This window comes from Bradyrhizobium sp. YCK136, assembly GCF_044570075.1.
GTDB classification, from domain to species: domain Bacteria; phylum Pseudomonadota; class Alphaproteobacteria; order Rhizobiales; family Xanthobacteraceae; genus Bradyrhizobium; species Bradyrhizobium diazoefficiens.
In genome coordinates this window covers 4,067,915-4,087,404 of the sequence record NZ_CP172424.1, presented here as the reverse complement: position 1 = coordinate 4,087,404, position 19,490 = coordinate 4,067,915, and the positions used below count along the sequence as shown (strand labels likewise).

At 65.3% G+C, this 19,490-nt stretch carries 24 protein-coding genes; 17 read left to right on the top strand and 7 right to left on the bottom strand.

Annotation, left to right across the window (positions count from 1 at the left end; all coding sequences use genetic code 11):
- Positions 1-55: 55 nt before the first annotated feature.
- The 3 genes from ACFLEY_RS19445 to ACFLEY_RS19435 form a co-directional block, all read right to left on the bottom strand.
- Positions 56-352 (bottom strand): hypothetical protein, encoded by a 297-nt coding sequence (locus ACFLEY_RS19445; protein ID WP_060911690.1) that lies wholly within the window; start codon positions 350-352, stop codon positions 56-58.
- Positions 353-590: 238 nt separating this feature from the next.
- The gene (locus tag ACFLEY_RS19440; protein WP_060911689.1) at positions 591-974 is read right to left on the bottom strand and encodes a glyoxalase; all 384 of its coding nucleotides are present in this window, start codon (positions 972-974) and stop codon (positions 591-593) included.
- A gap of 37 nt (positions 975-1,011) precedes the next feature.
- Positions 1,012-1,407, bottom strand: coding sequence for a hypothetical protein (locus ACFLEY_RS19435; protein WP_171901257.1), 396 nt, complete (start codon positions 1,405-1,407; stop codon positions 1,012-1,014).
- Positions 1,408-1,436: 29 nt separating this feature from the next.
- Between ACFLEY_RS19435 and ACFLEY_RS19430 the strand changes: the two genes are divergently transcribed.
- Both ACFLEY_RS19430 and ACFLEY_RS19425 read left to right on the top strand, forming a co-directional pair.
- On the top strand, positions 1,437-1,898 hold the full coding sequence (locus tag ACFLEY_RS19430) for a GbsR/MarR family transcriptional regulator (RefSeq protein WP_060913060.1): 462 nt from the start codon (positions 1,437-1,439) through the stop codon (positions 1,896-1,898).
- A gap of 63 nt (positions 1,899-1,961) precedes the next feature.
- Positions 1,962-2,645 (top strand): isoprenylcysteine carboxylmethyltransferase family protein, encoded by a 684-nt coding sequence (locus ACFLEY_RS19425; RefSeq protein ID WP_060911687.1) that lies wholly within the window; start codon positions 1,962-1,964, stop codon positions 2,643-2,645.
- 78 nt (positions 2,646-2,723) lie between these two features.
- Here the strand turns inward: ACFLEY_RS19425 and ACFLEY_RS19420 are convergent, their stop codons facing one another.
- A complete protein-coding gene (locus ACFLEY_RS19420; RefSeq protein WP_060911686.1) occupies positions 2,724-3,620 on the bottom strand; it encodes a LysR family transcriptional regulator in 897 nt (298 codons plus the stop codon).
- Positions 3,621-3,904: 284 nt separating this feature from the next.
- On the opposite strand from ACFLEY_RS19420, the gene ACFLEY_RS19415 reads away from it, so the two are divergent.
- Positions 3,905-4,639 (top strand): SDR family NAD(P)-dependent oxidoreductase, encoded by a 735-nt coding sequence (locus ACFLEY_RS19415; protein ID WP_060911685.1) that lies wholly within the window; start codon positions 3,905-3,907, stop codon positions 4,637-4,639.
- Positions 4,640-4,655: 16 nt separating this feature from the next.
- On the top strand, positions 4,656-5,249 hold the full coding sequence (locus ACFLEY_RS19410) for an NADPH-dependent F420 reductase (RefSeq protein WP_060913059.1): 594 nt from the start codon (positions 4,656-4,658) through the stop codon (positions 5,247-5,249).
- Between the two features lie 319 nt (positions 5,250-5,568).
- Here ACFLEY_RS19410 and guaA read toward each other — a convergent pair whose 3' ends face one another.
- Complete coding sequence (guaA, locus tag ACFLEY_RS19405; protein WP_060913058.1) at positions 5,569-7,167, bottom strand: glutamine-hydrolyzing GMP synthase; 1,599 nt, start codon at positions 7,165-7,167, stop codon at positions 5,569-5,571.
- A 148-nt stretch (positions 7,168-7,315) separates the two neighbouring features.
- Between guaA and ACFLEY_RS19400 the strand changes: the two genes are divergently transcribed.
- The 3 genes from ACFLEY_RS19400 (at position 7,316) to ACFLEY_RS19390 (ending at position 8,885) form a co-directional block, all read left to right on the top strand.
- Positions 7,316-7,687: a nuclear transport factor 2 family protein gene (locus ACFLEY_RS19400; RefSeq protein ID WP_060911684.1), complete on the top strand. Its 372-nt coding sequence runs from the start codon at positions 7,316-7,318 to the stop codon at positions 7,685-7,687.
- Positions 7,688-8,075: 388 nt separating this feature from the next.
- Positions 8,076-8,408, top strand: a complete 333-nt coding sequence (locus ACFLEY_RS19395; RefSeq protein ID WP_011086763.1) for a DHCW motif cupin fold protein — start codon at positions 8,076-8,078, stop codon at positions 8,406-8,408.
- A 267-nt stretch (positions 8,409-8,675) separates the two neighbouring features.
- Positions 8,676-8,885, top strand: coding sequence for a cold-shock protein (locus tag ACFLEY_RS19390; protein WP_008141931.1), 210 nt, complete (start codon positions 8,676-8,678; stop codon positions 8,883-8,885).
- A gap of 225 nt (positions 8,886-9,110) precedes the next feature.
- On the opposite strand, the gene ACFLEY_RS19385 is transcribed toward ACFLEY_RS19390, so the two are convergent.
- Both ACFLEY_RS19385 and ACFLEY_RS19380 read right to left on the bottom strand, forming a co-directional pair.
- Entirely contained in the window at positions 9,111-10,412 is a 1,302-nt protein-coding gene (locus ACFLEY_RS19385) for an RsmB/NOP family class I SAM-dependent RNA methyltransferase (protein WP_060911683.1), read from the bottom strand.
- Between the two features lie 35 nt (positions 10,413-10,447).
- Positions 10,448-10,870: an MAPEG family protein gene (locus tag ACFLEY_RS19380; protein ID WP_211433637.1), complete on the bottom strand. Its 423-nt coding sequence runs from the start codon at positions 10,868-10,870 to the stop codon at positions 10,448-10,450.
- 157 nt (positions 10,871-11,027) lie between these two features.
- Here ACFLEY_RS19380 and ACFLEY_RS19375 point away from each other — a divergent pair, with 157 nt between their 5' ends.
- The 10 genes from ACFLEY_RS19375 to ACFLEY_RS19330 all read left to right on the top strand — a co-directional run bounded on the left by ACFLEY_RS19375 (position 11,028) and on the right by ACFLEY_RS19330 (position 19,489).
- Positions 11,028-11,663 (top strand): hypothetical protein, encoded by a 636-nt coding sequence (locus ACFLEY_RS19375; protein ID WP_060911681.1) that lies wholly within the window; start codon positions 11,028-11,030, stop codon positions 11,661-11,663.
- Between the two features lie 70 nt (positions 11,664-11,733).
- Positions 11,734-12,576: a metallophosphoesterase gene (locus ACFLEY_RS19370; protein WP_060911680.1), complete on the top strand. Its 843-nt coding sequence runs from the start codon at positions 11,734-11,736 to the stop codon at positions 12,574-12,576.
- 142 nt (positions 12,577-12,718) lie between these two features.
- Positions 12,719-14,014, top strand: a complete 1,296-nt coding sequence (locus ACFLEY_RS19365) for an amino acid deaminase (protein ID WP_211433636.1) — start codon at positions 12,719-12,721, stop codon at positions 14,012-14,014.
- Positions 14,015-14,025: 11 nt separating this feature from the next.
- Positions 14,026-14,685, top strand: coding sequence for an amino acid ABC transporter permease (locus tag ACFLEY_RS19360; RefSeq protein WP_060911679.1), 660 nt, complete (start codon positions 14,026-14,028; stop codon positions 14,683-14,685).
- A 10-nt stretch (positions 14,686-14,695) separates the two neighbouring features.
- The gene (locus ACFLEY_RS19355; protein WP_060911678.1) at positions 14,696-15,346 is read left to right on the top strand and encodes an amino acid ABC transporter permease; all 651 of its coding nucleotides are present in this window, start codon (positions 14,696-14,698) and stop codon (positions 15,344-15,346) included.
- Positions 15,333-16,061: an amino acid ABC transporter ATP-binding protein gene (locus ACFLEY_RS19350; protein WP_211433635.1), complete on the top strand. Its 729-nt coding sequence runs from the start codon at positions 15,333-15,335 to the stop codon at positions 16,059-16,061. The genes ACFLEY_RS19355 and ACFLEY_RS19350 overlap by 14 nt, the downstream gene beginning before the upstream one ends.
- A gap of 31 nt (positions 16,062-16,092) precedes the next feature.
- Positions 16,093-16,890 (top strand): transporter substrate-binding domain-containing protein, encoded by a 798-nt coding sequence (locus ACFLEY_RS19345; RefSeq protein ID WP_060911676.1) that lies wholly within the window; start codon positions 16,093-16,095, stop codon positions 16,888-16,890.
- A 57-nt stretch (positions 16,891-16,947) separates the two neighbouring features.
- Entirely contained in the window at positions 16,948-17,292 is a 345-nt protein-coding gene (locus ACFLEY_RS19340; protein WP_060911675.1) for a RidA family protein, read from the top strand.
- A 62-nt stretch (positions 17,293-17,354) separates the two neighbouring features.
- Positions 17,355-18,383: a succinylglutamate desuccinylase/aspartoacylase family protein gene (locus tag ACFLEY_RS19335; RefSeq protein WP_028171000.1), complete on the top strand. Its 1,029-nt coding sequence runs from the start codon at positions 17,355-17,357 to the stop codon at positions 18,381-18,383.
- Between the two features lie 41 nt (positions 18,384-18,424).
- The gene (locus ACFLEY_RS19330; protein WP_060911674.1) at positions 18,425-19,489 is read left to right on the top strand and encodes a LacI family DNA-binding transcriptional regulator; all 1,065 of its coding nucleotides are present in this window, start codon (positions 18,425-18,427) and stop codon (positions 19,487-19,489) included.
- Position 19,490: the final 1 nt, after the last annotated feature.

Genomic DNA, 19,490 nt, shown 5'->3' with positions numbered 1-19,490 from the left:
GGCTCGTTCGCGGGTACGCCCGCGTTATCTCAAGTCAGCTGTGGCGTGCGCAGTCCTACGCGCGCCGATAGGTCACGACACAGCCCTCGGAATCCGTAAACTCAAACCGGTCGGCCTCGAGTGAAATGCGATAGGTCACAAGTTCATCGCTGGCCGTCCCGACGACGAGTGTGTTGGGATCCTCGAGACGGTAGATTCCCGCGTCCCACCACACCATGCCCTGCCCCTCGCCGCGCATGCCGCGGTAGGTGCCGGTCGAGAAGGTGATGGTGGCGGGATATTTGTCCGCACACGCAGCCGCCGTGGTTTTGGTCCACGTACCAACCATGCTCTGTTCGTGTTTGTCAGCCATAGTGTCTCCATAGCTCTCATGGACCGACGCAATCGGCCGGTTCATGGCTATTTCAACATGTCGTTCTGGCGTGTGCAGCTCATTTCAGCTGATGTGGTGGCGGGCATCTCAATAAGCCCAATTCACCACGTACAATCACAGCAGGTGTTCTGTCGCATGATTGACGCAAGCGTGCGTGTGAGATGCTTCACATGAAGGTGCGACAATTGGCGCCGAGAGGCTTGCGCCAACGCCAGACCTACTCCGTCATCAACCGGCTCGGCCAGCCCACGCGGACGAGCAGGTCGTCGGGGCCATTTAGCACGAATTCATACATGCCCCACGGCTTGTGCTCGGCCGCGCGGCTCGGCTCGACGATCTCCGGGCACATCGCCGCGGCCAGGCCGCGGACCCGGGGCGTGTAGACGTAGACGCCAAACGGGTTGCTCCCCGGAATGAGCCAGCCTTCCACCGCCTGCTGCAAATGCACCTCGCCACCAACACCATCTGACAGCATCCGATAGTCTTCGTAGACTTGATCGACCGGCCTGAAGAAGCCGAGCCTGTTCCACCACCGTTCCGCTGCATCGAGGTCGTTGCAGGGAATGATTGCGACTACGCTCGATGTCTGCCGCTCGTCCATGGCGCTGCTCCGTTGAATATCATGCAATGATTGCACCCTAGCAGGCGTCGATGAACTCTTGAATGCGATCCGCCACGATCCGTCCCGCGCGGCTGTCGAGGTGCACGCCATCGGTATGGAACCGCCATCCATTCATGCGCGAGACCCAAACGACGACCTTGCCGGGACGACAGGCAAGCACCGCAGGCAATCGCTTCAGCGCATTGTAGGCCAGGTCACCACCGACACCGAAGTTCTCGAACTTGACCTGCGCATTGCGCGGCCGGGCGCGCAGCTCGGCGATCCAGTCAAAGGCCTGCCCTTTGCCTCCCGTGCTGCTCGATCCGAGGCACGCCACGGTTTCCCGGCGACATGATACCGATCCTGCAAAACACCAGCCGCAGCGGACTGACAGGGAGGCATGAGCCCCCGCTTGGCGCTTGCCGTCAGCCATAAATTCTATATATTCGGAATATGCCGAATATGTCAAACAAGACCAACAAGGACGAGCAGCGGTTCACGGAGGACGTGGCACGGCTGCTCACGCCCTGGGGCGTGCCGCCCGTCGCCGCCCGTCTCTATGGCTATTTGCTTCTCTGCCCCCGCCCCGTCAGCCTCGATCAGATCACCGAAGACCTCGGGATCAGCAAGAGCAGCGCAAGCGTAGCCGCTCGACTGCTCGAGAGTTACACGCTGGCGCGTCGCCATAGCGAACCTGGGACGAAGCGCGCGCTCTATGCCGTGGCAGACGATTACGAAGCCATGGTCCGGCAGCAGAATCGTCTGCTCGACGCGTTGGCCGGGCAGTTGAACGCCGGAGCTGAAATAGCTGCGTCCAAGGCGGCAAGCGCGCGTCTCAGGGAGATGGCCGACTTCTATCGGGTCATGCGGGGCGCCATGGAGGACGCCATGAGCCGCTGGACACGTGGCCGACGACGGCAATGAGGAAACCCGCAGCGGCGCTGGCCGTGCGGAAGACTCCGAACCTTCGACGGGAAAGGCAGAAAAATGGGTCTCGTTCTCAATCTCATCGTTCAGACGATCGTCTGGTTCGGCTTCATGGGCGCGATCATCTTTGGTGCTGCAGGCACGACGGACTACACTGGCGGGTGGCTCTACCTCGGCGCGATGATCGCGCTCTCGGTCGTGTTCGGGATAAACATGGCGCGGGTTGATCCGAGCCTGCTCAGAGAGCGCCTTAAGCCGCCCGTGCAGAAAGATCAGCCGCTCGCGGACAAGCTGATTCTCATCCCGATCCTGCTCCTCATATTCGGAGGAATGGGCTTCATGGCGGCAGATGCGGCGCGCTGGCACTGGTCAGCAATGCCAACTTCCGTGCAGTGGGCAGGCTGCGGGCTCCTGCTGGCGGCAATGCTGTTCATTTACTGGATCATGCGCACGAACAGCTTCGCGGCGCCGGTCGTGAAACTGCAAAAGGACCGCGGGCAGGCGGTCATCACAACAGGCCCCTATGCCATCGTCCGCCATCCCATGTATTTCGGCACGCTCTTCTACGTCGCCGGGACATCGCTGGTGCTCGGCTCGTGGTGGGGACTTGCGACGGTCCTCATCCTCGCCCTGTTGTTTGGCATCCGGATCGGCATCGAGGAGCAGACGCTGCGCGCAGGCCTCAAGGGCTATGACGACTACGCGCGCCGTGTGCGCCGGCGCCTGATTCCGTTCATCTGGTGAGACGGTACGTCCTGCATGGCAACGCGAGAACGATCGCCTGCTATTGCTGACACAACATCGCCTTAGTACGACGCTGCATCAGTCGCGCGATACGGACAGCCCCGCGAGAAGCGGCGCGTACGCGGTGAGCCTGCGGGATACGAACTCGGTGAAGAGCCGCACGCGCTTCGTCTTGCGTGTCTCGCCCTGTGTGAGAAGCCAAACCGTTCCGTACATGTGCAGGTCGCTGCCCGGCACCCTCACCAGCAGGGGGTCGGCATCGCCGACGAAGCACGGCAGTGTCGTGATCCCGAGCCCTTGCCGTACGGCAGCGATCTGCGCGCCGGCATCCGTGACCCTGAACGGACCGCCCGTGGTGCGAACCTCACCCTCGCTGGCCCAATCCGGAATCCCATGCATGCTGATGACGATCCACCTGACAGGATCAGGCGCGCCCGCACGCCACGCGGCCAGTCGATCCCTGGACATGTAGACGGCGCCGAACAGCTCCGGTCCCTTCAGGCCGTGAAGATTGAGCGGCAGGGTTTTGCGGTCGTAGACGACGCGGATCGCGACGTCGGCCTCCCGGTTGGTCAGATTTGCCAACTCGCCGAACGACAGGATGTCCATCTCGATGTCCGGATGCAGACGCGCGAAATCGGCGAAATCAGGCATGAGCAGGTGTGTCGCCAGCGGCGGCGCCAGCGTCACCCGCAGAAGCCCGCGCACGCTCTGGTCGCGCCCGAAGACGCGCGTCTCCAGCAGGTGCGAAGACGTTTCCATCTGGTCCGCGAACTCGAGGACCTCCTCGCCTGCAGCCGTCAGGCGGTAGCCCGAAGGCAGCTTTTCGAACATATGGACCCCGAGGCGCTCCTCGAGCTGGGCGATGCGTCGCAGCACGGTCGCGTGGTTCACACCGAGGCGCTCGGCGGCAGCCCGCACCGAGCCTCCGCGCGCGACGGCAAGAAAGTAGCGAACGTCATCCCAGTCGATCATGGTGCAATCCCGCACCGCACGGTGCGCCTTCCAAAGCCCGTGTCCAACACATCGAGCGGCATCTCGTATGTGGGTAGCACGGGCAGCGATCACAGCCCCATGCCGGCAGGTACGGCCCAATTCCGACCGGCGGACACCGCTCGTCGCGGCCGGCGTCAATCGTCCAGCCGGATCGATTTCGCACCACCGATGTGCGCGCTTTCGCACTCAACACCTGACCCCGGCGGACCCATCTCGGGGTTCTCGGAGGCAGATGCTGTCCCGACACCACGAATGGAGAAGTCATGGGAAAGCTTGAAGGCAAGGTTGCGGTCGTCACGGGTGGATCGAGTGGCATGGCGCTGGCGAGCGCCAAGCGGTTCGTTGACGAAGGCGCGTACGTTTTCATCACGGGCCGGAGGCAGCAGGCGCTCGACGAGGCCGTCAAGCTGATTGGCCGGAACGTGACCGGCGTGCGCGGCGACGCGGCCAATCTCGACGATCTCGACCGCCTGTTCGACACGGTCAAGCGGGAGAAGGGCAAGATCGACGTCCTCTACGCGAGCGCCGGCATGGGGGAAGCCGTTCCGCTCGGCGAGATTACCGAGCAGCATTTCGATGCAACCTTCGGCCTGAATACGCGCGGCACGCTGTTCACGGTGCAGAAGGCGTTGCCGCTGTTCCGCGACGGCGGATCGATCTTCATGACCGGGTCCGTTGCGTCGGTGAAAGGCTTTCCCGGTTACGGCGTGTATGCGGCGAGCAAGGCGGCGTTGCGCTCATTTGCACGCACCTGGCTCAACGAACTGAAGGGCAGAAACATCCGGGTGAACGTGCTGAGCCCGGGGCCGATCGCCACACCGATGCAGGACCAGGTTCTCACCGAGGACGCGAAGCGGATGTTCGAATCCCTGATCCCCAGGGGAACGATGGGTCGTCCTGAGGAAATCGCGGCGGTCGCGCTGTTTCGGGCGTCAGACGATTCAAGCTTCGTGAACGGGGTGGAGTTGTCCGTCGACGGCGGCTTCTCGGCCATCTGAAAACAGGAGACGTATGATGAGCTACGCAATCATAGGATTCGGCAAGATAGGCCAGGCCCTCGCCCACGCCTTCGCCCGCAAGAACATCGACGTATCAGTTGCAAGCCGCCGGCCGCCCGAGGCGTTGGCGCCGCAGGCTCGGGCGATTGGCCCCACGGTCGTCGCCAGGTCGCTGCGGGACGCGCTCGAGGCCGACACGATCATCCTGGCGGTCCCGTTCGGGGAGCATCGCGCGGTTGCGAAGGCCCTGCCGAACTGGAAAGGCAAGACAATCATCGACGCGACGAACGGCTTTGGAGAAGAGCTGGACGGTCTTCTGTCCTCCGCCGTCGTCGCGAAGGCGTTCACCGGAGCCAGGTTCGTGAAAGGTTTCAATCATCTGATTGCAGCCAAACTGGCTACCGATCCGGTCGTCGAGGGCGGCCACCGGGTCGTCTTTCTGTCCAGCGACGACGAGGACGCGATCGTTCCCGTCGCGGCCTTGGCGAAACAACTCGGCTTCGCACCCGTGAAGCTCGGAAAGCTCAACGAGGGTGGCGCGCTGGTGCACGCGCGCGGCCGCACCTGGGGCCCGCTGGTCTTCCAGGATTTGTTCAGGAAGGAGCAGTAATCGATCTATGGCCGTGATCGACGCCGAGAACCGGTCGCGCGCTGACTTCTTCGAACATTACGGTGACAGTGAATTCAACTCGCAAGCCTTCTTTAGCGAGCGATAGTCAAATGCACTGTCACCGTAATCCCGATCCCTCAAACTGAGACTTCGGCTCACCGCTTCCGACCTTTCTGCACGCCGCAGTACGCCACATTGCGCTGTTCGCGGAAGCGCGATAGTTTTCAGACCTCGATCAGGCTTATGTGACGACGCGACCGGGAAGAAATGAGATAGACGCTCCAAAACCACGCCAAACTGCCCGATGACAACCGGTCCACTACTCCCACTCAATCGTCCCAGGCGGCTTGCTGGTCACGTCGTACACCACCCGGTTCACGCCCTTCACCTCGTTGATGATGCGCGTGGCGGTCTCGCCTAAGAACTTCATGTCGAACTGGTAGAAGTCCGCGGTCATGCCGTCGGTGGAGGTGACGGCGCGGAGGCCCACGACGTAGTCGTAGGTGCGGCCGTCGCCCATGACGCCGACGGTCTTGACCGGGAGCAGCACCGCAAAGGCCTGCCAGATGTCGTCGTAGAGGCCGTGCTTGCGGATCTGGTCGATGTAGACGGCGTCGGCCTTACGCAGGATGTCGAGCTTGTCGCTCGTGATGTCGCCGGGGCAGCGGATGGCGAGGCCCGGGCCCGGGAACGGGTGGCGGCCGACGAAGATTTCGGGCAGGCCGAGCTCGCGCCCTAACTTGCGCACCTCGTCCTTGAACAGCTCGCGCAGGGGCTCGACGAGCTTCATGTTCATGCGCTCGGGCAGACCGCCGACATTGTGGTGCGACTTGATCGTCACCGAGGGGCCGCCGGTGAAGGAGACGCTCTCGATCACGTCGGGGTAGAGCGTGCCTTGCGCCAGGAAGTCGGCGCCGCCGATCTTCTTGGCCTCGGCCTCGAACACCTCGATGAAGAGGCGGCCGATGGTCTTGCGCTTGATCTCGGGGTCGGTGACGCCTTCGAGCTCGCCCAAAAACTGCTTCGACGCATCCACGTGCACGAGCGGGATGTTGTAGTGGTGGCGGAACAGGTCGACCACCTGCTCGGCCTCGTTGAGGCGCATCAAGCCGTGATCGACGAAGACGCAGGTGAGCTGGTCGCCGATGGCTTCGTGGATCAGCACGGCCGCGACGGCCGAATCGACGCCGCCGGAGAGGCCGCAGATCACCTTGCCCTTGCCGACCTGGGCGCGGATTTTTGCGATCTCCTCCTCGCGGAAGGCGCGCATGGTCCAGTCGCCGGTGAGGCCGGCGATCTTGCGCACGAAGTTGCGGATCAGCTTGGCGCCGTCGGGCGTGTGCACCACTTCGGGGTGGAACATCAGGCCGTAATATTTGCGCTTCTCGTCCTGGATGATCGCGAAGGGCGCGTTCGGCGAGGTGCCGGCCACCGAGAAGCCCGGCGGCATCTTGGTGATGCGGTCGCCATGGCTCATCCAGACCTGGTTCTTGCTGCCTGATGACCAGACGTCCTCGAACAGCTTGCTCTCGGCCTTCACCTCGACATCGGCGCGGCCGAATTCGCGGTGATGGCCGCCCTCGACCTCACCGCCGAGCTGCGCCGCCATGGTCATCTGGCCGTAGCAGATGCCCATCACGGGAACGCCGGAGGCGAAGATCAATTGCGGGGCGCGGGGCGAGCCGGCCTCGTGCACCGACTCCGGCCCGCCGGAGAGGATCACCGCCTTCGGCTTCATCTCCAGAAAAGCCTGTTCGGCCTTGTTGAACGGGACGATCTCGCAATAGACGCCGTCCTCGCGCACGCGACGCGCGATCAGCTGCGTCACCTGGCTGCCGAAGTCGACGATGAGAATCTTGTCATGCGCCGAGGCCACGGAGGGCGTCGACGCGGAGCGGTCGTTCTGTGCTGCTGTCATGGCAAGCAGATACGCGACAGGCGCCCGGCCCGCAACCGCGCAGGTTTGCGCGCCCACATTCTTCTTTGGGCATGGACAAACGGATATAGGTAAGTATTATTGACCTAATTTGCCACCCTTCAACCAGGGGCCGATCAGGGAGAATGCCATGTCACAGCACCATCAGCCATCGACGCTTGCCGCGCTCGGCCGGACCTGGGTCGAGGCCTGGAACGCGCGCGATCTCGAACGCGTGCTCACGCTCTATGACGAGGCGGCCGTGATGACATCGGACCGCATCCCGGCGCTGGGGTTCGATGCCAGCGGCACCGTGCGCGGCAAGGACGCGTTGCGGGCGTACTGGGGCAAGGCGCTTGGGCTGCTGCCGGAGCTGCACTTCTCGCTGATCGACTTGTTCGTCAGCCCGGATAGCGTTGTGGTGTTCTACGCGAACGAGCGGGGCAAGAAGATCTGCGAGTATCTGCGGGTGAATGATGCGGGGCTGATCGTGCAGGGGTCGGCGAACCATTTGCCGCAGTGACGCCTGCGTGGGTTGCTGTCCCCGCCGCGGCTTGTCGTGTGCAGACGGTGCCACCCCACCCACCGCTGTCATTCCCCGCGAAAGCGGGGAATCCAGTACGCCGCGGCTTCTCCGTATCACGGCACGGCCTCTGGAATACTTGATCGCCCGCTCCAGTGCGCAAGCGCGCACAAGGCGGGCGATGACACCTTGAGCGGTGTGCGAGCGTGCCCCAAGCCCGTCATCGCGAGACAAAATTGCGGAGCAATTTTGCGCTGACGCGACGAAGCAATCCAGATGGCCTCCGCGGATGCATTTCTGGATTGCTTCGCTGTGCTCGCAATGACGGAGACTGCGGCAACGGCCTGCGCTAACACCGGCATTGCCGGCTCTGAGACAGGATCCCCCCATGAAACTTCCCACCTCCCCCTTCACCGTCACCGACTGGAGCAAGGTCGAGCCGACCAAGCATGCCGGCGAGACCGGCCAGGCGCTGTGGCGCACGCTCAACATCGGCGATCTCCGGGTGCGGATGGTCGAGTATTCGCCGGGCTATCTCGCCGACCATTGGTGCGACCGCGGCCACGTCATCTTCGTGGTCAAGGGCGAGCTCGATTCGGAGCTGCGCGACGGCCGCAAGTTCAAGCTCACGGCGGGGATGAGCTACCAGGTCTCCGACTTCGGCGACGCCGCGCACCGGTCCTCGACGGCCACCGGAGCGACGCTGTTTATCGTCGATTGAGATGCGCCGGAGCGGTTAATTTGCACCGCAAAATAGAAAATCCGGGCGAGGTGCCGGGTGGCGGGTGGTGCCTTGAAGTGGCCCAAAATTCTCGCTATATTGTGATCATCGATACTTGGCCGAACGACTGGGCCGCTTCGCCTCGTCTAAGACAGGCGCGCACGCTTCAGATGATTTCTCCAAAACATCGACTCATCAGGACTATGGGCGCAGTGCTGCGTACCGGTCCGCGTGCGTATCCTCTCTAACTAACTAAAGGAAATTCCCATGGCTATGGGCACCGTGAAGTGGTTCAACACCCAAAAGGGTTATGGTTTCATCCAGCCGGACGACGGCCAGAAGGACGTGTTCGTGCACATCAGCGCCGTCGAGCGCGCTGGCCTCTCCTCCCTCAACGAGGGTCAGAAGGTCTCGTTCGACATCGTCGCCGACCGTCGCAGCGGCAAGTCGTCGGCTGACAATCTCCGCGTCGGCTAATCGCCAGCGCACCAGCGCTTCTGACCACGGACGTACCGGCAGAGCGCGAGAACTTGAAAGCCCCGTGGCCGGGATTCGGTCTGCGGGGCTTTTGTTTTTGGGGGGCCCAACGGCCGTCATTCCGGGGCGCCCGGAGGGCGACCCCCGGAATCTATCGCGCGGCGGTCCCTGCGGCTCGATGGATTCCGGGTTCTCGCTTCGCGAGCCCCGGAATGACAACGTTGATCAGGCGGTCTTCTTCAGCACCGAGACGAAGAAGCCATCCGTCCCGGTCCGGCGCGGCGTCATCAGCCAGCCCTCGGGCGATTGCAGCGCGGCTTTTGCGAAATCTTCCGCCTTGTCCCAGAGCACGCTCGCGATCTGCTCGGGTGGGACCACCGCGAACTCCGGGTGACGGCCGATGAACGCCCTCACCTGCTCGCCGTTCTCTTCCGCCAGCACCGAGCAGGTGATGTAGGCGATGCGGCCACCTAGCTTCACCAGCGGCACGGCGCGCTCCAGCACCTCGGCCTGGTCGCGCAGGCGAATCTCCAGCGCACCCGGCCGCATCCGCCATTTGGCGTCGGGGTTGCGGCGCCAGGTGCCGGTTCCCGTGCAGGGGGCGTCGATCACGACGAGATCGGCCGTGGCACTGATGTCGGCCAGCGGATCGGCCTCGCCCTTGGGCGTGCGGACATCGGCATTGTGGACGCCGGCGCGCGACAGGCGTTCGTGAATGGGCGCAAGCTGCCGCTTGTCGCTATCGGTCGCGATCAACCGGCCCTTGCCCTGCATCATGGCGGCGAGCGCCAGCGTCTTGCCGCCGGCGCCGGCGCAGAGATCGATCACCTGCTCGCCGGGTTTTGCCGCGGTGAACTGGGCCGCAAGCTGCGATCCCTCATCCTGCACTTCAACGGCGCCCTTGATGAAATCCTCCTCGGCCTGGATGCCGGGGTTGCGCGCATCGGCGGAAAGCTCGATGCGCAGGCCGGTTGCAGACCAGGGCGTCGGTTTCGCATGAAGATGAGCAAGCGCCCGCAGCACCTTGTCACGATTGGACTTTAGCGTGTTGACGCGCAGGTCCAGCGGCGCCCGGCTCGCCATCGCGGCCGCCTCCGCCGCACGGTCCTCGCCGAACACCTTTGCCAGATGCGGATCGAGCCATTCGGGGTAGTCGCCGGCGATCGCAGCGGGAGCGTCCTTGAGGGAGCGATGGCTGAGCGCCGCCTGCTCGGCCTCCGTCAGCGGCGCCGGCGCAAAGCGGCTGCCGTCGAACAGGGCGGCCATGGTGGCCGCGTCCATGTCGCGCTCGAGGCGGAGCATGCCGATCAGCCGCGCCCGCGCGGTGTCGGCGTCCATCAGGAAGGCGCTCGAGGCATAGCGGCGCAGCACGTCCCAGACGAGGCCGGCAATCGCGGCGCGGTCGCCGGAGCCGGCGAAGCGGTGCGCGGTGCCCCACTCCTTCAGTGCCTTGGCCGCGGGCACGCGGTCTCTCTCGATGGTATCGATCAGTTCGATGGCTGCGGACAGCCGGGCAGCGGGGGTCATTTCAAATCTTTCAGATGAAATCCGACCGTTAAAAGTCAGATCAACAAGAGCATTCTCAGCGCGAAGCAGATCCACATCACCAGCAGCACCAGTACGCCGGCGAGCCAGATCGTCGAGCGGCGGCCGAGATCGTTCGAGGAGACGAACACGCCGGCATGGGCGAACCGTGTCACCACGAACACCCATGACATCAGCACGATGAAGAGATCGACATGGCGCAAGGGGAGCGCCAGCGCGATCAGGGCGTAGAACAGCAACGGCAGCTCGAACTGGTTGCGGTAGCAATTGGCGATTTGCGTGGTGCTCTTGGGCCAGTTCGGCTCGCCCAGCGCAATGTCGCGGATCTTGGTCTCGCCCGAGACCAGCGCCTTGCGACGCCCGAAGACCATGCCGATCAGAAGCGCGAAGGTGAGACCGACCTGCACGAAGACAGGCAGCAGGATCATTTGGACAGACATCGGAACTTTCCCGTAAGGCGGAACACCGCGGACCGTCATTAGCCGCGACTTCTGACGCTGACAATCAGCGAGTTGAACCGGTGTTCCCGCTCTTGCGACCAACCACCGATTGTTAAAGCAATTTCGTCCCCTTTGGGGCGCAAGGCGAGCGACCGCCATGAACACCCTCTCCGGCCTGATCGGCCCCCTTGCCGAATCCGCCAGCGACCGGCTCGGCATCCTGATGTCGGCGCTGTCAGGTATCGCGATGGCGCTCGCGGTCGCGCTGGCGATGACGGTGTATTTCCGCCTGGGCTATCGGATGAGCTATTCCCCTTGGCGCGATGTCGTCAGGCATGGCCTCGCCACGCTCGCCGCCGTCGCCTTGTTCGCCTTCGCCGCCTACGACGTGCGCCACGCTGCGCTCGCCTATCTCGGCCTCAACCCGTCCAAGCCTGCGGTCGAGTTCGAGATCCGCATGCCCAGGGAGACGCTGACGGCTGTATCCGACACCCAGATCGAGCTGCATACCGACCGCAACCAGACGCTGGCGCTGGTCGACGGCGTGCGCGACCTCGCCGACGGCCGCGCACTGCTGCGCGGCGCGGTGGCGCTCAACCACCGCACCGCCGACCGCGTGCTGGTGGTGAACCTGCCCGGCAAGGGCACGTTCGAATTCCGCCTCCGCCTTCCGGCCAAGCCGCATCGCTCCGAGCAATTCGGCCCCTGGCATCTCGCCGACCGCATCGCCTCGCCGGTGACGGGCAGCATCGCGCCGCAGGACGCCTACACGATCCGCTATCGCGTGCTTTAAACATTGTTCGATCGCGGATGATGCGCGCGCCGTCATCGTTCCGACGTGCGACAACGCGTATGCTGACGCCATGTCCGAATTTCGCCTGACGCAGATTTCCGACACCCATCTCGGCCAGCGCTTTCCCGGCCTGATCGCCAACTTCCACCGCGTCTGCGAGCACATCGACGCTGACCGGCCCGATCTCGTCGTCAACACCGGCGACGTCTCCTTCGACGGCCCGACCAGCCGCGATGATGTCGTATTCGCCAAAGGCCTGCACGACGCCCTGCCCGTGACCTGCCGTTACCACCCCGGCAATCACGACATCGGCGACAATCCGACCGCGATCGGGCCGGCGCCGAAGCCGCCGGTCAGCGAGGCATACCGCCAGCAATTCCGCGACATCATCGGCGAAGACCATTGGTCGTTCGAGGCCGCGGGCTGGTGCTTCATCGGCCTCAACACGCTGGTGATGAATTCCGGGCTCGCCTTCGAGGCCACGCAGTTCGACTGGCTAACCCGGGAGATCGCACGCACGAATGGCAGGCCGGTCGCGCTGTTCCTGCACAAGCCCGTGTTCCTCAACCTGCCCGACGATCCAGAGACGCCGGAGACCTCGATCCGCTACGTGCCGCAGCCGGCGCGGGCGCGGCTGATCGAGATGTTTGCGCGTGTCGATCTGCGCCTCATCGCCAGCGGCCACGTGCACCAGCGCCGCGACTTCACGTTCCGCCACACGCGCCACGTCTGGGCGCCGTCGGTCGGCTTCAAGATCAACGACCAGCGCCAGGACCGGATCGCGATCAAGGAGACCGGCCTCGTCGAGTACCGCTTCCGGCCGGACAGCCTCGAGGTCCGCCACCTCAGGGCGGCGGGCCAGGTCGACATCGATATCGAGGAGGTCCTCGGCCAGATGGGTGGCGAGCACTAGCCCAATCCGACGGCATCAACCCCTACTTTGATACCTATTTGCACTGAACTTGGTCCGTGGATGGCTAAAATCCGCTAATGACAACGTTGTCATTAGGACATATCGTTCATTCCGGCGGTCGAGGGCCGCTGAGGGAGCGACGATGCAGTTCTTGTCCCGGTGGGATAGCCAACGCGTTTCGACGACTACCCGGGGCATCCCCCTGGTCGATGGCCTGGCCACTGAGGACATTGGCGGCCAGCGCTGGTCGCCTTCGCGCGGCGATCTTGCCCTGCCCGCCCTCACCCTTGATGAAGCCGCCTTCGCGGCCAACCGCGACCTCTTCCTGACATGGTGCGCCAGCGCCGGCGTCAGCGTCGCGCCCCACGCCAAGACCCCGATGTCGCCGGAGCTCGCCCGCTCGCTGCGCGCAGCCGGCGCCTGGGGCACGACGGTCGCCAACGTCCAGCAGGCCGCCGTGCTGCTCGCGAGCGGCGAGCGGCGCCTGTTGCTGGCCAACGAGATCGGCGGGCTGGCAGCCGGCCGGCGGCTCGGCGCGCTGCTCAGCGCCTATCCCGACGTCGAATTTCACGCCTTCGCGGATTCACCCGCCGCTGTCGCCGCGCTCGCCGAAGCGGCACGGATCGCGGAGCGCCGCGAATTGTCCGTGCTGGTCGAGCTCGGCGCAGGCCGCGCCGGCGCGCGCGATCGCGCCGCCATCGAGGCGACGATCGCAGCCGTGCTCGCCGTCGACCGGCTCGTGCTCGGCGGCGTTGCGACCTATGAGGGCGCAGCCGCAACGCCCGATGCCGACGAGACGAGGCGCGCGATCGCGGCACTGATGGAGCGCACCATCGAGACTTTTGCGCTGGTGCGCGCCGCCGCCCCGCAGCGGCCACTGATCATCAGTGCCGGCGGCTCGGCCTATTTCGACATCGTCGCGCGCGCGCTCGCACCTGGCGCGCAGGCTGACGGCAACGCCAGCGTGATCCTGCGCTCCGGCGCGCTGTTCTTCGCCGATCACGGCATCTACGCCCGCGCCTTCGCGGAAATAGACCGGCGCGGCGGTCTCCTCATCGACGGTCTGCACCACTCCGCCGTAGAAGGCTTTCGCCCTGCACTGACGCTCTGGGCCGAAGTCTTGTCGCGCCCCGAGACAGGCCTTGCGATTGCCGGCTTCGGCATGCGCGACGCCTCGTTCGATCAGGGACTGCCGGTCCCGTTGCGCGTATTCCGCGACGGCATCGAGCAGCAAGGGCTCGACGCTGCGCTGACGGTCACGCGCCTCAACGACCAGCATGCGTTCCTGTCCGTCGCCCCCGAAAGCGTCCTTGCCGTCGGCGACATCATCGCCTTCGGCATCTCGCATCCCTGCACCTGCCTCGACCGCTGGCGGGTGATCCTCGGGCTCGACGCCGATGGTGTGGTCACGCGCGCCCTCCCCACCCAGTTCGGCTGAGAGCGCACGCAATGAACTTCCTGCCGCTCTGGCGCTATCAGAACCAGCTCATCGACGGGGCCATCGTCACGCTCGAGCTGACGGTGATCGCGGCGCTGGCCGGGCTCCTGATCGGCGTTGCCGGCGCGGTCGCGCTGAACGGCCGCATCACGCCGCTGCGCTGGCTGGTGCGCGGCTATATCGAGCTGTTCCGCAACACGCCGTCGCTGATCCAGATCTTCATCGTCTTCTTCGTGCTGCCGAACTTCGGCCTGAAGCTGCCGGCCTTCGAGGCGGCTGCCGTCGCGCTGTCGCTCTATTTCGGCGCCTATTCGGTCGAGATCATCCGCGCCGGCCTCGACTCCGTGCCGAAGAACCAGATCGAGGCCGGCCAGTGCCTTGGACTATCGGGCTGGCAGGTTTTCCGTCACATCCTGCTGCCGCCGGCGCTGCGCAACGCCTATCCAGCCGTGACCAGCCAGTTCGTCCTTTTGCTGCTCGGCACCTCGCTCGCCTCGCAGGTCGCCGCCGACGAACTCTTCCATGTCGCGGGATTCATCGAGAGCCGCACCTACCGCAGCTTCGAGGTCTATGCGGTGATCTGCGCGGTCTATTTCGCGATGGCGATGTCGTTCAAGGCGCTGTTCGCCATCATCGGTCTGGCGGCCTTCCGCTGGCCGCGGCGGCGCTGAGGGGACAGCGATGCGATCCTTCTCCCTCATCGATTTCGTCTCGCTGTTTGCGGCGCTGCGCTGGACCGTTGCGCTGGTCGTGCTCGCGCTCGTCTTCGGCGCGCCGCTGGCGCTCGGGCTCGCCATGGGCCGCATCAGCCGCTTCGCCGGGCTGCGCTGGACGATGGCGGCGTGCATCCAGGTGATCCAGAGCGTGCCGCTGCTCGGGCTGTTGTTCTTCTTCTATTTCGGCATGCCGGTGTTTTTGGGCATCCAGGTGCCGGCGCTCGTCGCCGTGACCGTCGCCTACACGCTCTACACCGCCGCCTTCCTCGGCGAGATCTGGCGCGGCGGGCTGGAGGCCGTGAAGCAGGCGCAATGGGAGGCCGGTGCCTGCCTCGGCCTCTCCGCCTGGCAGCAATTCCGCCACATCATCGCGCCGCAGGCGCTGCGGCTGTCGCTGCCGCCGACCGTCGGCTTCCTGGTGCAGCTCATCAAGGGCACCTCGCTCGCCTCGATCCTCGGCTTCGTCGAGCTTGCCCGCGCCGGGCAAGTGGTGAGCGCGGCGACGTTCCAGCCGCTGCTCACCTACGCGCTGGTCGCCGCGATCTATTTCGCGCTGTGCCTGCCGCTCACGCTCTGGTCCCGCTCCCTGGAGGCCCGCCTCGATGGCTCTCGTTGAAATCCGCGACGTGCACAAGACATTCGGCAAGGTCGAGGTGCTCAAGGGCGTCTCGCTCGACGTCGAGGAAGGCGAGATCGTCACGATCATCGGCCGCTCGGGCTCGGGCAAGTCGACGCTGCTCCGCTGCATCAATGCGCTGGAGAGCGTCGATTCCGGCGAGATCCGCGTCGAGGGCGAGCGGGTCCACGCGAGGATGCCCGACCTCAAGAAATTCCGTCAGCGCGTCGGCATCGTGTTCCAGGCCTTCAACCTGTTTCCGCATCTGAAGGTCGAGCGCAACATCACGCTGGCTCCGCTGCTCACCGGCCGCATCGACAAGGCCCGCGCACGCACGCTGGCGGAGGATGTGCTCACCCGCGTCGGCCTTGCCGAGAAGATCGACGCCTGGCCGGAGCAGCTCTCCGGCGGCCAGCAGCAGCGCGTCGCGATCGCGCGCTGCCTCGCCATGGCGCCTCATCTCATGCTGTTCGACGAGGTGACCTCCGCGCTCGATCCTGAACTCGTCGGCGAGGTGCTGAAGGTGATGGAGGCGATGGCGAAGCAAGGCATGACCATGATCCTAGTCACCCACGAGATGGGTTTTGCCCGCAACGTCGCCAACCGCATCGTCTTCATGCACCAGGGCCGCGTCTGGGAACAGGGGCCGCCGGCAAAGCTGTTCGCCAATCCTGAGACCCCCGAGCTCGCCAGCTTCATCGCCTCCGCAAAATGATCATCCAGCCATCCGCCACCAGGAGAGAGTCATGAGACAACTGAAATCCCTCTTTGCGATCGCAGCCGCGGCACTCGCAGTGCTCGCCGCGCCGAACCTTGCACACGCCGACAAGCTGCAGGACGTGCTCGGCTCCGGCAAGCTGCGCGTCGGCATCCTGACCGATGCCGCGCCCTGGGGCTTCAAGGACGACAAGGGCGAGATCGCAGGTCTTGACGCCGATCTCGCCCGGCTGATCGCCGCCGACATGGGCGTGAAGCTCGAGCTCGTGCCGGTGACGGGCGCCGCGCGCATCCCGAGCCTGCTCTCCGACAAGATCGACATGCTGATCGCGGGCCTCGGCGCCACGCCCGAGCGCGCCCAGCAGGTGATGTTCTCGCAGGCCTATGCGGTGGTGAATCTCGGCGTCTACGGTGCGAAGTCGCTGCCCGCCGCGACCGGCAAGAAGCCCGACAATCTCGACGGCCGCAGCGTTGCGGTGGCCAAGGGCTCGACGCTCGACGTCTGGCTCACCGACAACGCACCGAAGGTGAAGCTGGTGCGCTTCGAGGACACCCCGGCCGCGCTCGCCGCATTCCTCGCCGGACAGGCCGACACCTTCGCCGAGAACAGCGCCATCGCGCTGAAGGTGCAGGACCAGAACCCGACCAAGGAGGTCGAGCTGAAATTCCTGATCCGCCAGTCGCCGGCCCATGTCGGCGTGCGCCAGGGCGAGCAGAACCTGCTGAACTGGATCAACACCGACATCTTCTTCAACAAGCTCAACGGCAAGCTCGGCGCACTTCAGCTGAAATGGTTTAGGGAAGAGCAGTCGCTGCCGACGCTGTAAGTTCACAAGCGGCTCCCGCGCCCGCGCGGGAGCCGCTTTTCCCAAGGAGACTTCGAGATGATCAAACGTTACGTCGTCGGCTCGCGCATGAGCCAGGCCGTCGCCGCCGGCGGCATGGTGCATATCGCAGGTCAAGTTGCGGACGACCGCAAGGCCGGCATCGTGTCGCAGACCCAGCAGGTGCTCGCCAAGATCGACGCGCTGCTCAAGGAAGCCGGCACCGACCGCTCCAAACTGATCGCGGTCAACGTCTTCCTGCCGCATATCACCGACTTCGACACCATGAACTCGGTCTACGATTTCTGGATCGATCCGGCCAATCCGCCGGCGCGCGCCTGCGTCGAAGCCCGTCTCGCCGATCCCGATTTGCGCGTCGAGATGACCGCGGTCGCCTTGCTGTAACGGCATCGTCCCTCTTTCAACCTTCGGCCGGCGTCGGCGACGACGCGGCCCCGAGGCAAGCCATGCATACCGGACTTTTCCACGAGATCGATTTCGAGAAGGACCAGAAATGGTCCGGCCATCTCGGCATTCCCTTCTCGATCGATCGATCGCCCTACTTCCAGCTCAAGATCCCGATCTTCCGGATCAAGAACGGCGCCGGCCCAAAACTTCTCTTGATGGCCGGCAATCACGGCGACGAATACGAGGGCGAGATCACGCTGACGCGGCTGTATCGCCGGCTCGATGCCAAGGCGGTCAAGGGCGAGATCACCATCCTGCCCTTCGCCAATCTTCCTGCCGTGATGGCGGCGCGACGGCGCTCGCCGCTCGACGAGGGCAATCTCAACCGCGCCTTCCCGGGCGATGCCGGGGGCACGCCGACGTTCCGCCTCGCGCACTTCCTCGAGCACGAGCTGTTTCCGCGCCATGACGTCGTCTTCGACATCCATTCCGGCGGCACGTCGATGGCGCACGTGCCCTGCGCCCTGATCGAGCGGCAGGGACCGCCCGAGATGTTCGGCCAGGCACTGCGCCTGATGGAAGGATTAGGGATGCCCTTCGCCTTCGTCGCCGAGAACGGCGCCGCTGCGCCGACCTCGATGGCGGCGGCCGCGCGCGCCGGCGCGATCGGACTGTCAGGCGAGTTCGGCGGCGGCGGCACCGTCACGCCGCAGACGATGGCGTTCACCGCGCGCGCCGTCGACCGGCTGCTGCTCGCGCTCGGCATCGTCCAGGCCCCGGTGCTGGGGCCGCACGCGCCGGTCGAGCGTGCCACCGAGTTGCTGGCGCTGCAAAGCCATGCGCAGGCGGTGTTCGCGACACGGCGCGGCTGGTTCGAGCCCGCCGTCATGGTCGGCGCGCGCGTTGCGGCCGGCGACGTCGCCGGCTGGTATCATGATTTCGAGCGGCCGGAGCTGCCGGAGGAAGTGTTGCGCTTCCCGGCCGATGGCATCGTGATCTCGCAGCGCCTGCACACCGACAGCCAGAGCGGCGACTGCCTGGTCCAGGTCGGCCGCGCGCTGTCGCGCGACGAGCTGCCAGCGCGCTGAGCTTTGGAGACGATAGCGACTTCGACTACCCTCGGGATTCGATGACCGATCCGGCAAAGCCGAGCTATGACGACGTGGTGCGCATTCCGGCGCCGCCCGGCCGCGCCAGCGCGACCGGACGGCCGCCGCGCATCGCGGAGGTGGCGGAGCGCGCCGGGGTATCGCCGATCACGGTGTCGCGGGTGCTGCGCCACCCCCAGAAGGTCAATCGAAAGACCCGCGAGCGCATCCTTGAAGTGATCGAGGCAACCGGATACGCCTCCAACCCGCATGCGCGCGCGCTGCGCTCGGGCCGCTCGAACGTGGTCGTCGCCTTCGTCTCCAACATTCTCAGCCAGCAGTTCGGGCTCGCCGTGCGCAGCTTCGCGGCCACGCTGGAGCCGGAAGGTTTCGAGGTGCTCGTCGGCCAGACCTCCTACTCCTATGTCAAGGAAGTCGCGATGATCCAGTCGCTGCGCGGCATCCGCCCCGCCGCGGTGATGTTCACCGGCGTGATCGAGCTCGAGGAGAATCGCGCAGCGCTTGCAGAGCTCGGCATTCCCGTGATCGAGACCTGGGCGTTTCCGCGCGATCCCATCGACATGCTGGTCGGCCTGCCCAATGCGGATGCCGGTGCGATGGCGGCGCGCAGGCTTGCCGAGGCCGGACATCGCCGCGTCGCGTTCATCGGCCGCAGCAGCGGCCGCGGCGCGCTGCGCCGCGACGGTTTTCGCGCGGCAGCGGCGCAGCTCGGCCTCGAGATCGTCCGCGAGATCGGCGTTGGCGAGATCACAGGCCTCATAGACGGCCGCGCCGCCTTCACCGCCCTGCTCGATCGCGGCGACCGCGTGGATGCCGTGTTCTGCGCCAACGATCTGCTCGCGACCGGCGCGCTGATCGAGGCCCGCGCGCGCGGCCTGTCGGTGCCGCGCGATCTCGCCGTGCTCGGCTTCGGCGACAACGACGTCGCCGATCAGATCACGCCCGGCCTCACCACCATCTCGTTCGATGCGGCGGCCGTGGGGCGCATCGCGGCCGAACTGCTGCTGGCGCGCCTGTCGGGCACGCAGCTTGCCGAACAGCGGCTCGCCGTCGACCTGTCCCTGATCGAGCGCGGCAGCGTCTGAG

Coding starts and splice junctions, on each gene's coding strand:
- ACFLEY_RS19445 (WP_060911690.1), bottom strand. CDS start 352: ATGGCTGACAAACACGAACAGAGCATGGTTGGTACGTGGACCAAAACC.
- ACFLEY_RS19440 (WP_060911689.1), bottom strand. CDS start 974: ATGGACGAGCGGCAGACATCGAGCGTAGTCGCAATCATTCCCTGCAAC.
- ACFLEY_RS19435 (WP_171901257.1), bottom strand. CDS start 1,407: ATGGCTGACGGCAAGCGCCAAGCGGGGGCTCATGCCTCCCTGTCAGTC.
- ACFLEY_RS19430 (WP_060913060.1), top strand. CDS start 1,437: ATGTCAAACAAGACCAACAAGGACGAGCAGCGGTTCACGGAGGACGTG.
- ACFLEY_RS19425 (WP_060911687.1), top strand. CDS start 1,962: ATGGGTCTCGTTCTCAATCTCATCGTTCAGACGATCGTCTGGTTCGGC.
- ACFLEY_RS19420 (WP_060911686.1), bottom strand. CDS start 3,620: ATGATCGACTGGGATGACGTTCGCTACTTTCTTGCCGTCGCGCGCGGA.
- ACFLEY_RS19415 (WP_060911685.1), top strand. CDS start 3,905: ATGGGAAAGCTTGAAGGCAAGGTTGCGGTCGTCACGGGTGGATCGAGT.
- ACFLEY_RS19410 (WP_060913059.1), top strand. CDS start 4,656: ATGAGCTACGCAATCATAGGATTCGGCAAGATAGGCCAGGCCCTCGCC.
- guaA (WP_060913058.1), bottom strand. CDS start 7,167: ATGACAGCAGCACAGAACGACCGCTCCGCGTCGACGCCCTCCGTGGCC.
- ACFLEY_RS19400 (WP_060911684.1), top strand. CDS start 7,316: ATGTCACAGCACCATCAGCCATCGACGCTTGCCGCGCTCGGCCGGACC.
- ACFLEY_RS19395 (WP_011086763.1), top strand. CDS start 8,076: ATGAAACTTCCCACCTCCCCCTTCACCGTCACCGACTGGAGCAAGGTC.
- ACFLEY_RS19390 (WP_008141931.1), top strand. CDS start 8,676: ATGGCTATGGGCACCGTGAAGTGGTTCAACACCCAAAAGGGTTATGGT.
- ACFLEY_RS19385 (WP_060911683.1), bottom strand. CDS start 10,412: ATGACCCCCGCTGCCCGGCTGTCCGCAGCCATCGAACTGATCGATACC.
- ACFLEY_RS19380 (WP_211433637.1), bottom strand. CDS start 10,870: ATGTCTGTCCAAATGATCCTGCTGCCTGTCTTCGTGCAGGTCGGTCTC.
- ACFLEY_RS19375 (WP_060911681.1), top strand. CDS start 11,028: ATGAACACCCTCTCCGGCCTGATCGGCCCCCTTGCCGAATCCGCCAGC.
- ACFLEY_RS19370 (WP_060911680.1), top strand. CDS start 11,734: ATGTCCGAATTTCGCCTGACGCAGATTTCCGACACCCATCTCGGCCAG.
- ACFLEY_RS19365 (WP_211433636.1), top strand. CDS start 12,719: ATGCAGTTCTTGTCCCGGTGGGATAGCCAACGCGTTTCGACGACTACC.
- ACFLEY_RS19360 (WP_060911679.1), top strand. CDS start 14,026: ATGAACTTCCTGCCGCTCTGGCGCTATCAGAACCAGCTCATCGACGGG.
- ACFLEY_RS19355 (WP_060911678.1), top strand. CDS start 14,696: ATGCGATCCTTCTCCCTCATCGATTTCGTCTCGCTGTTTGCGGCGCTG.
- ACFLEY_RS19350 (WP_211433635.1), top strand. CDS start 15,333: ATGGCTCTCGTTGAAATCCGCGACGTGCACAAGACATTCGGCAAGGTC.
- ACFLEY_RS19345 (WP_060911676.1), top strand. CDS start 16,093: ATGAGACAACTGAAATCCCTCTTTGCGATCGCAGCCGCGGCACTCGCA.
- ACFLEY_RS19340 (WP_060911675.1), top strand. CDS start 16,948: ATGATCAAACGTTACGTCGTCGGCTCGCGCATGAGCCAGGCCGTCGCC.
- ACFLEY_RS19335 (WP_028171000.1), top strand. CDS start 17,355: ATGCATACCGGACTTTTCCACGAGATCGATTTCGAGAAGGACCAGAAA.
- ACFLEY_RS19330 (WP_060911674.1), top strand. CDS start 18,425: ATGACCGATCCGGCAAAGCCGAGCTATGACGACGTGGTGCGCATTCCG.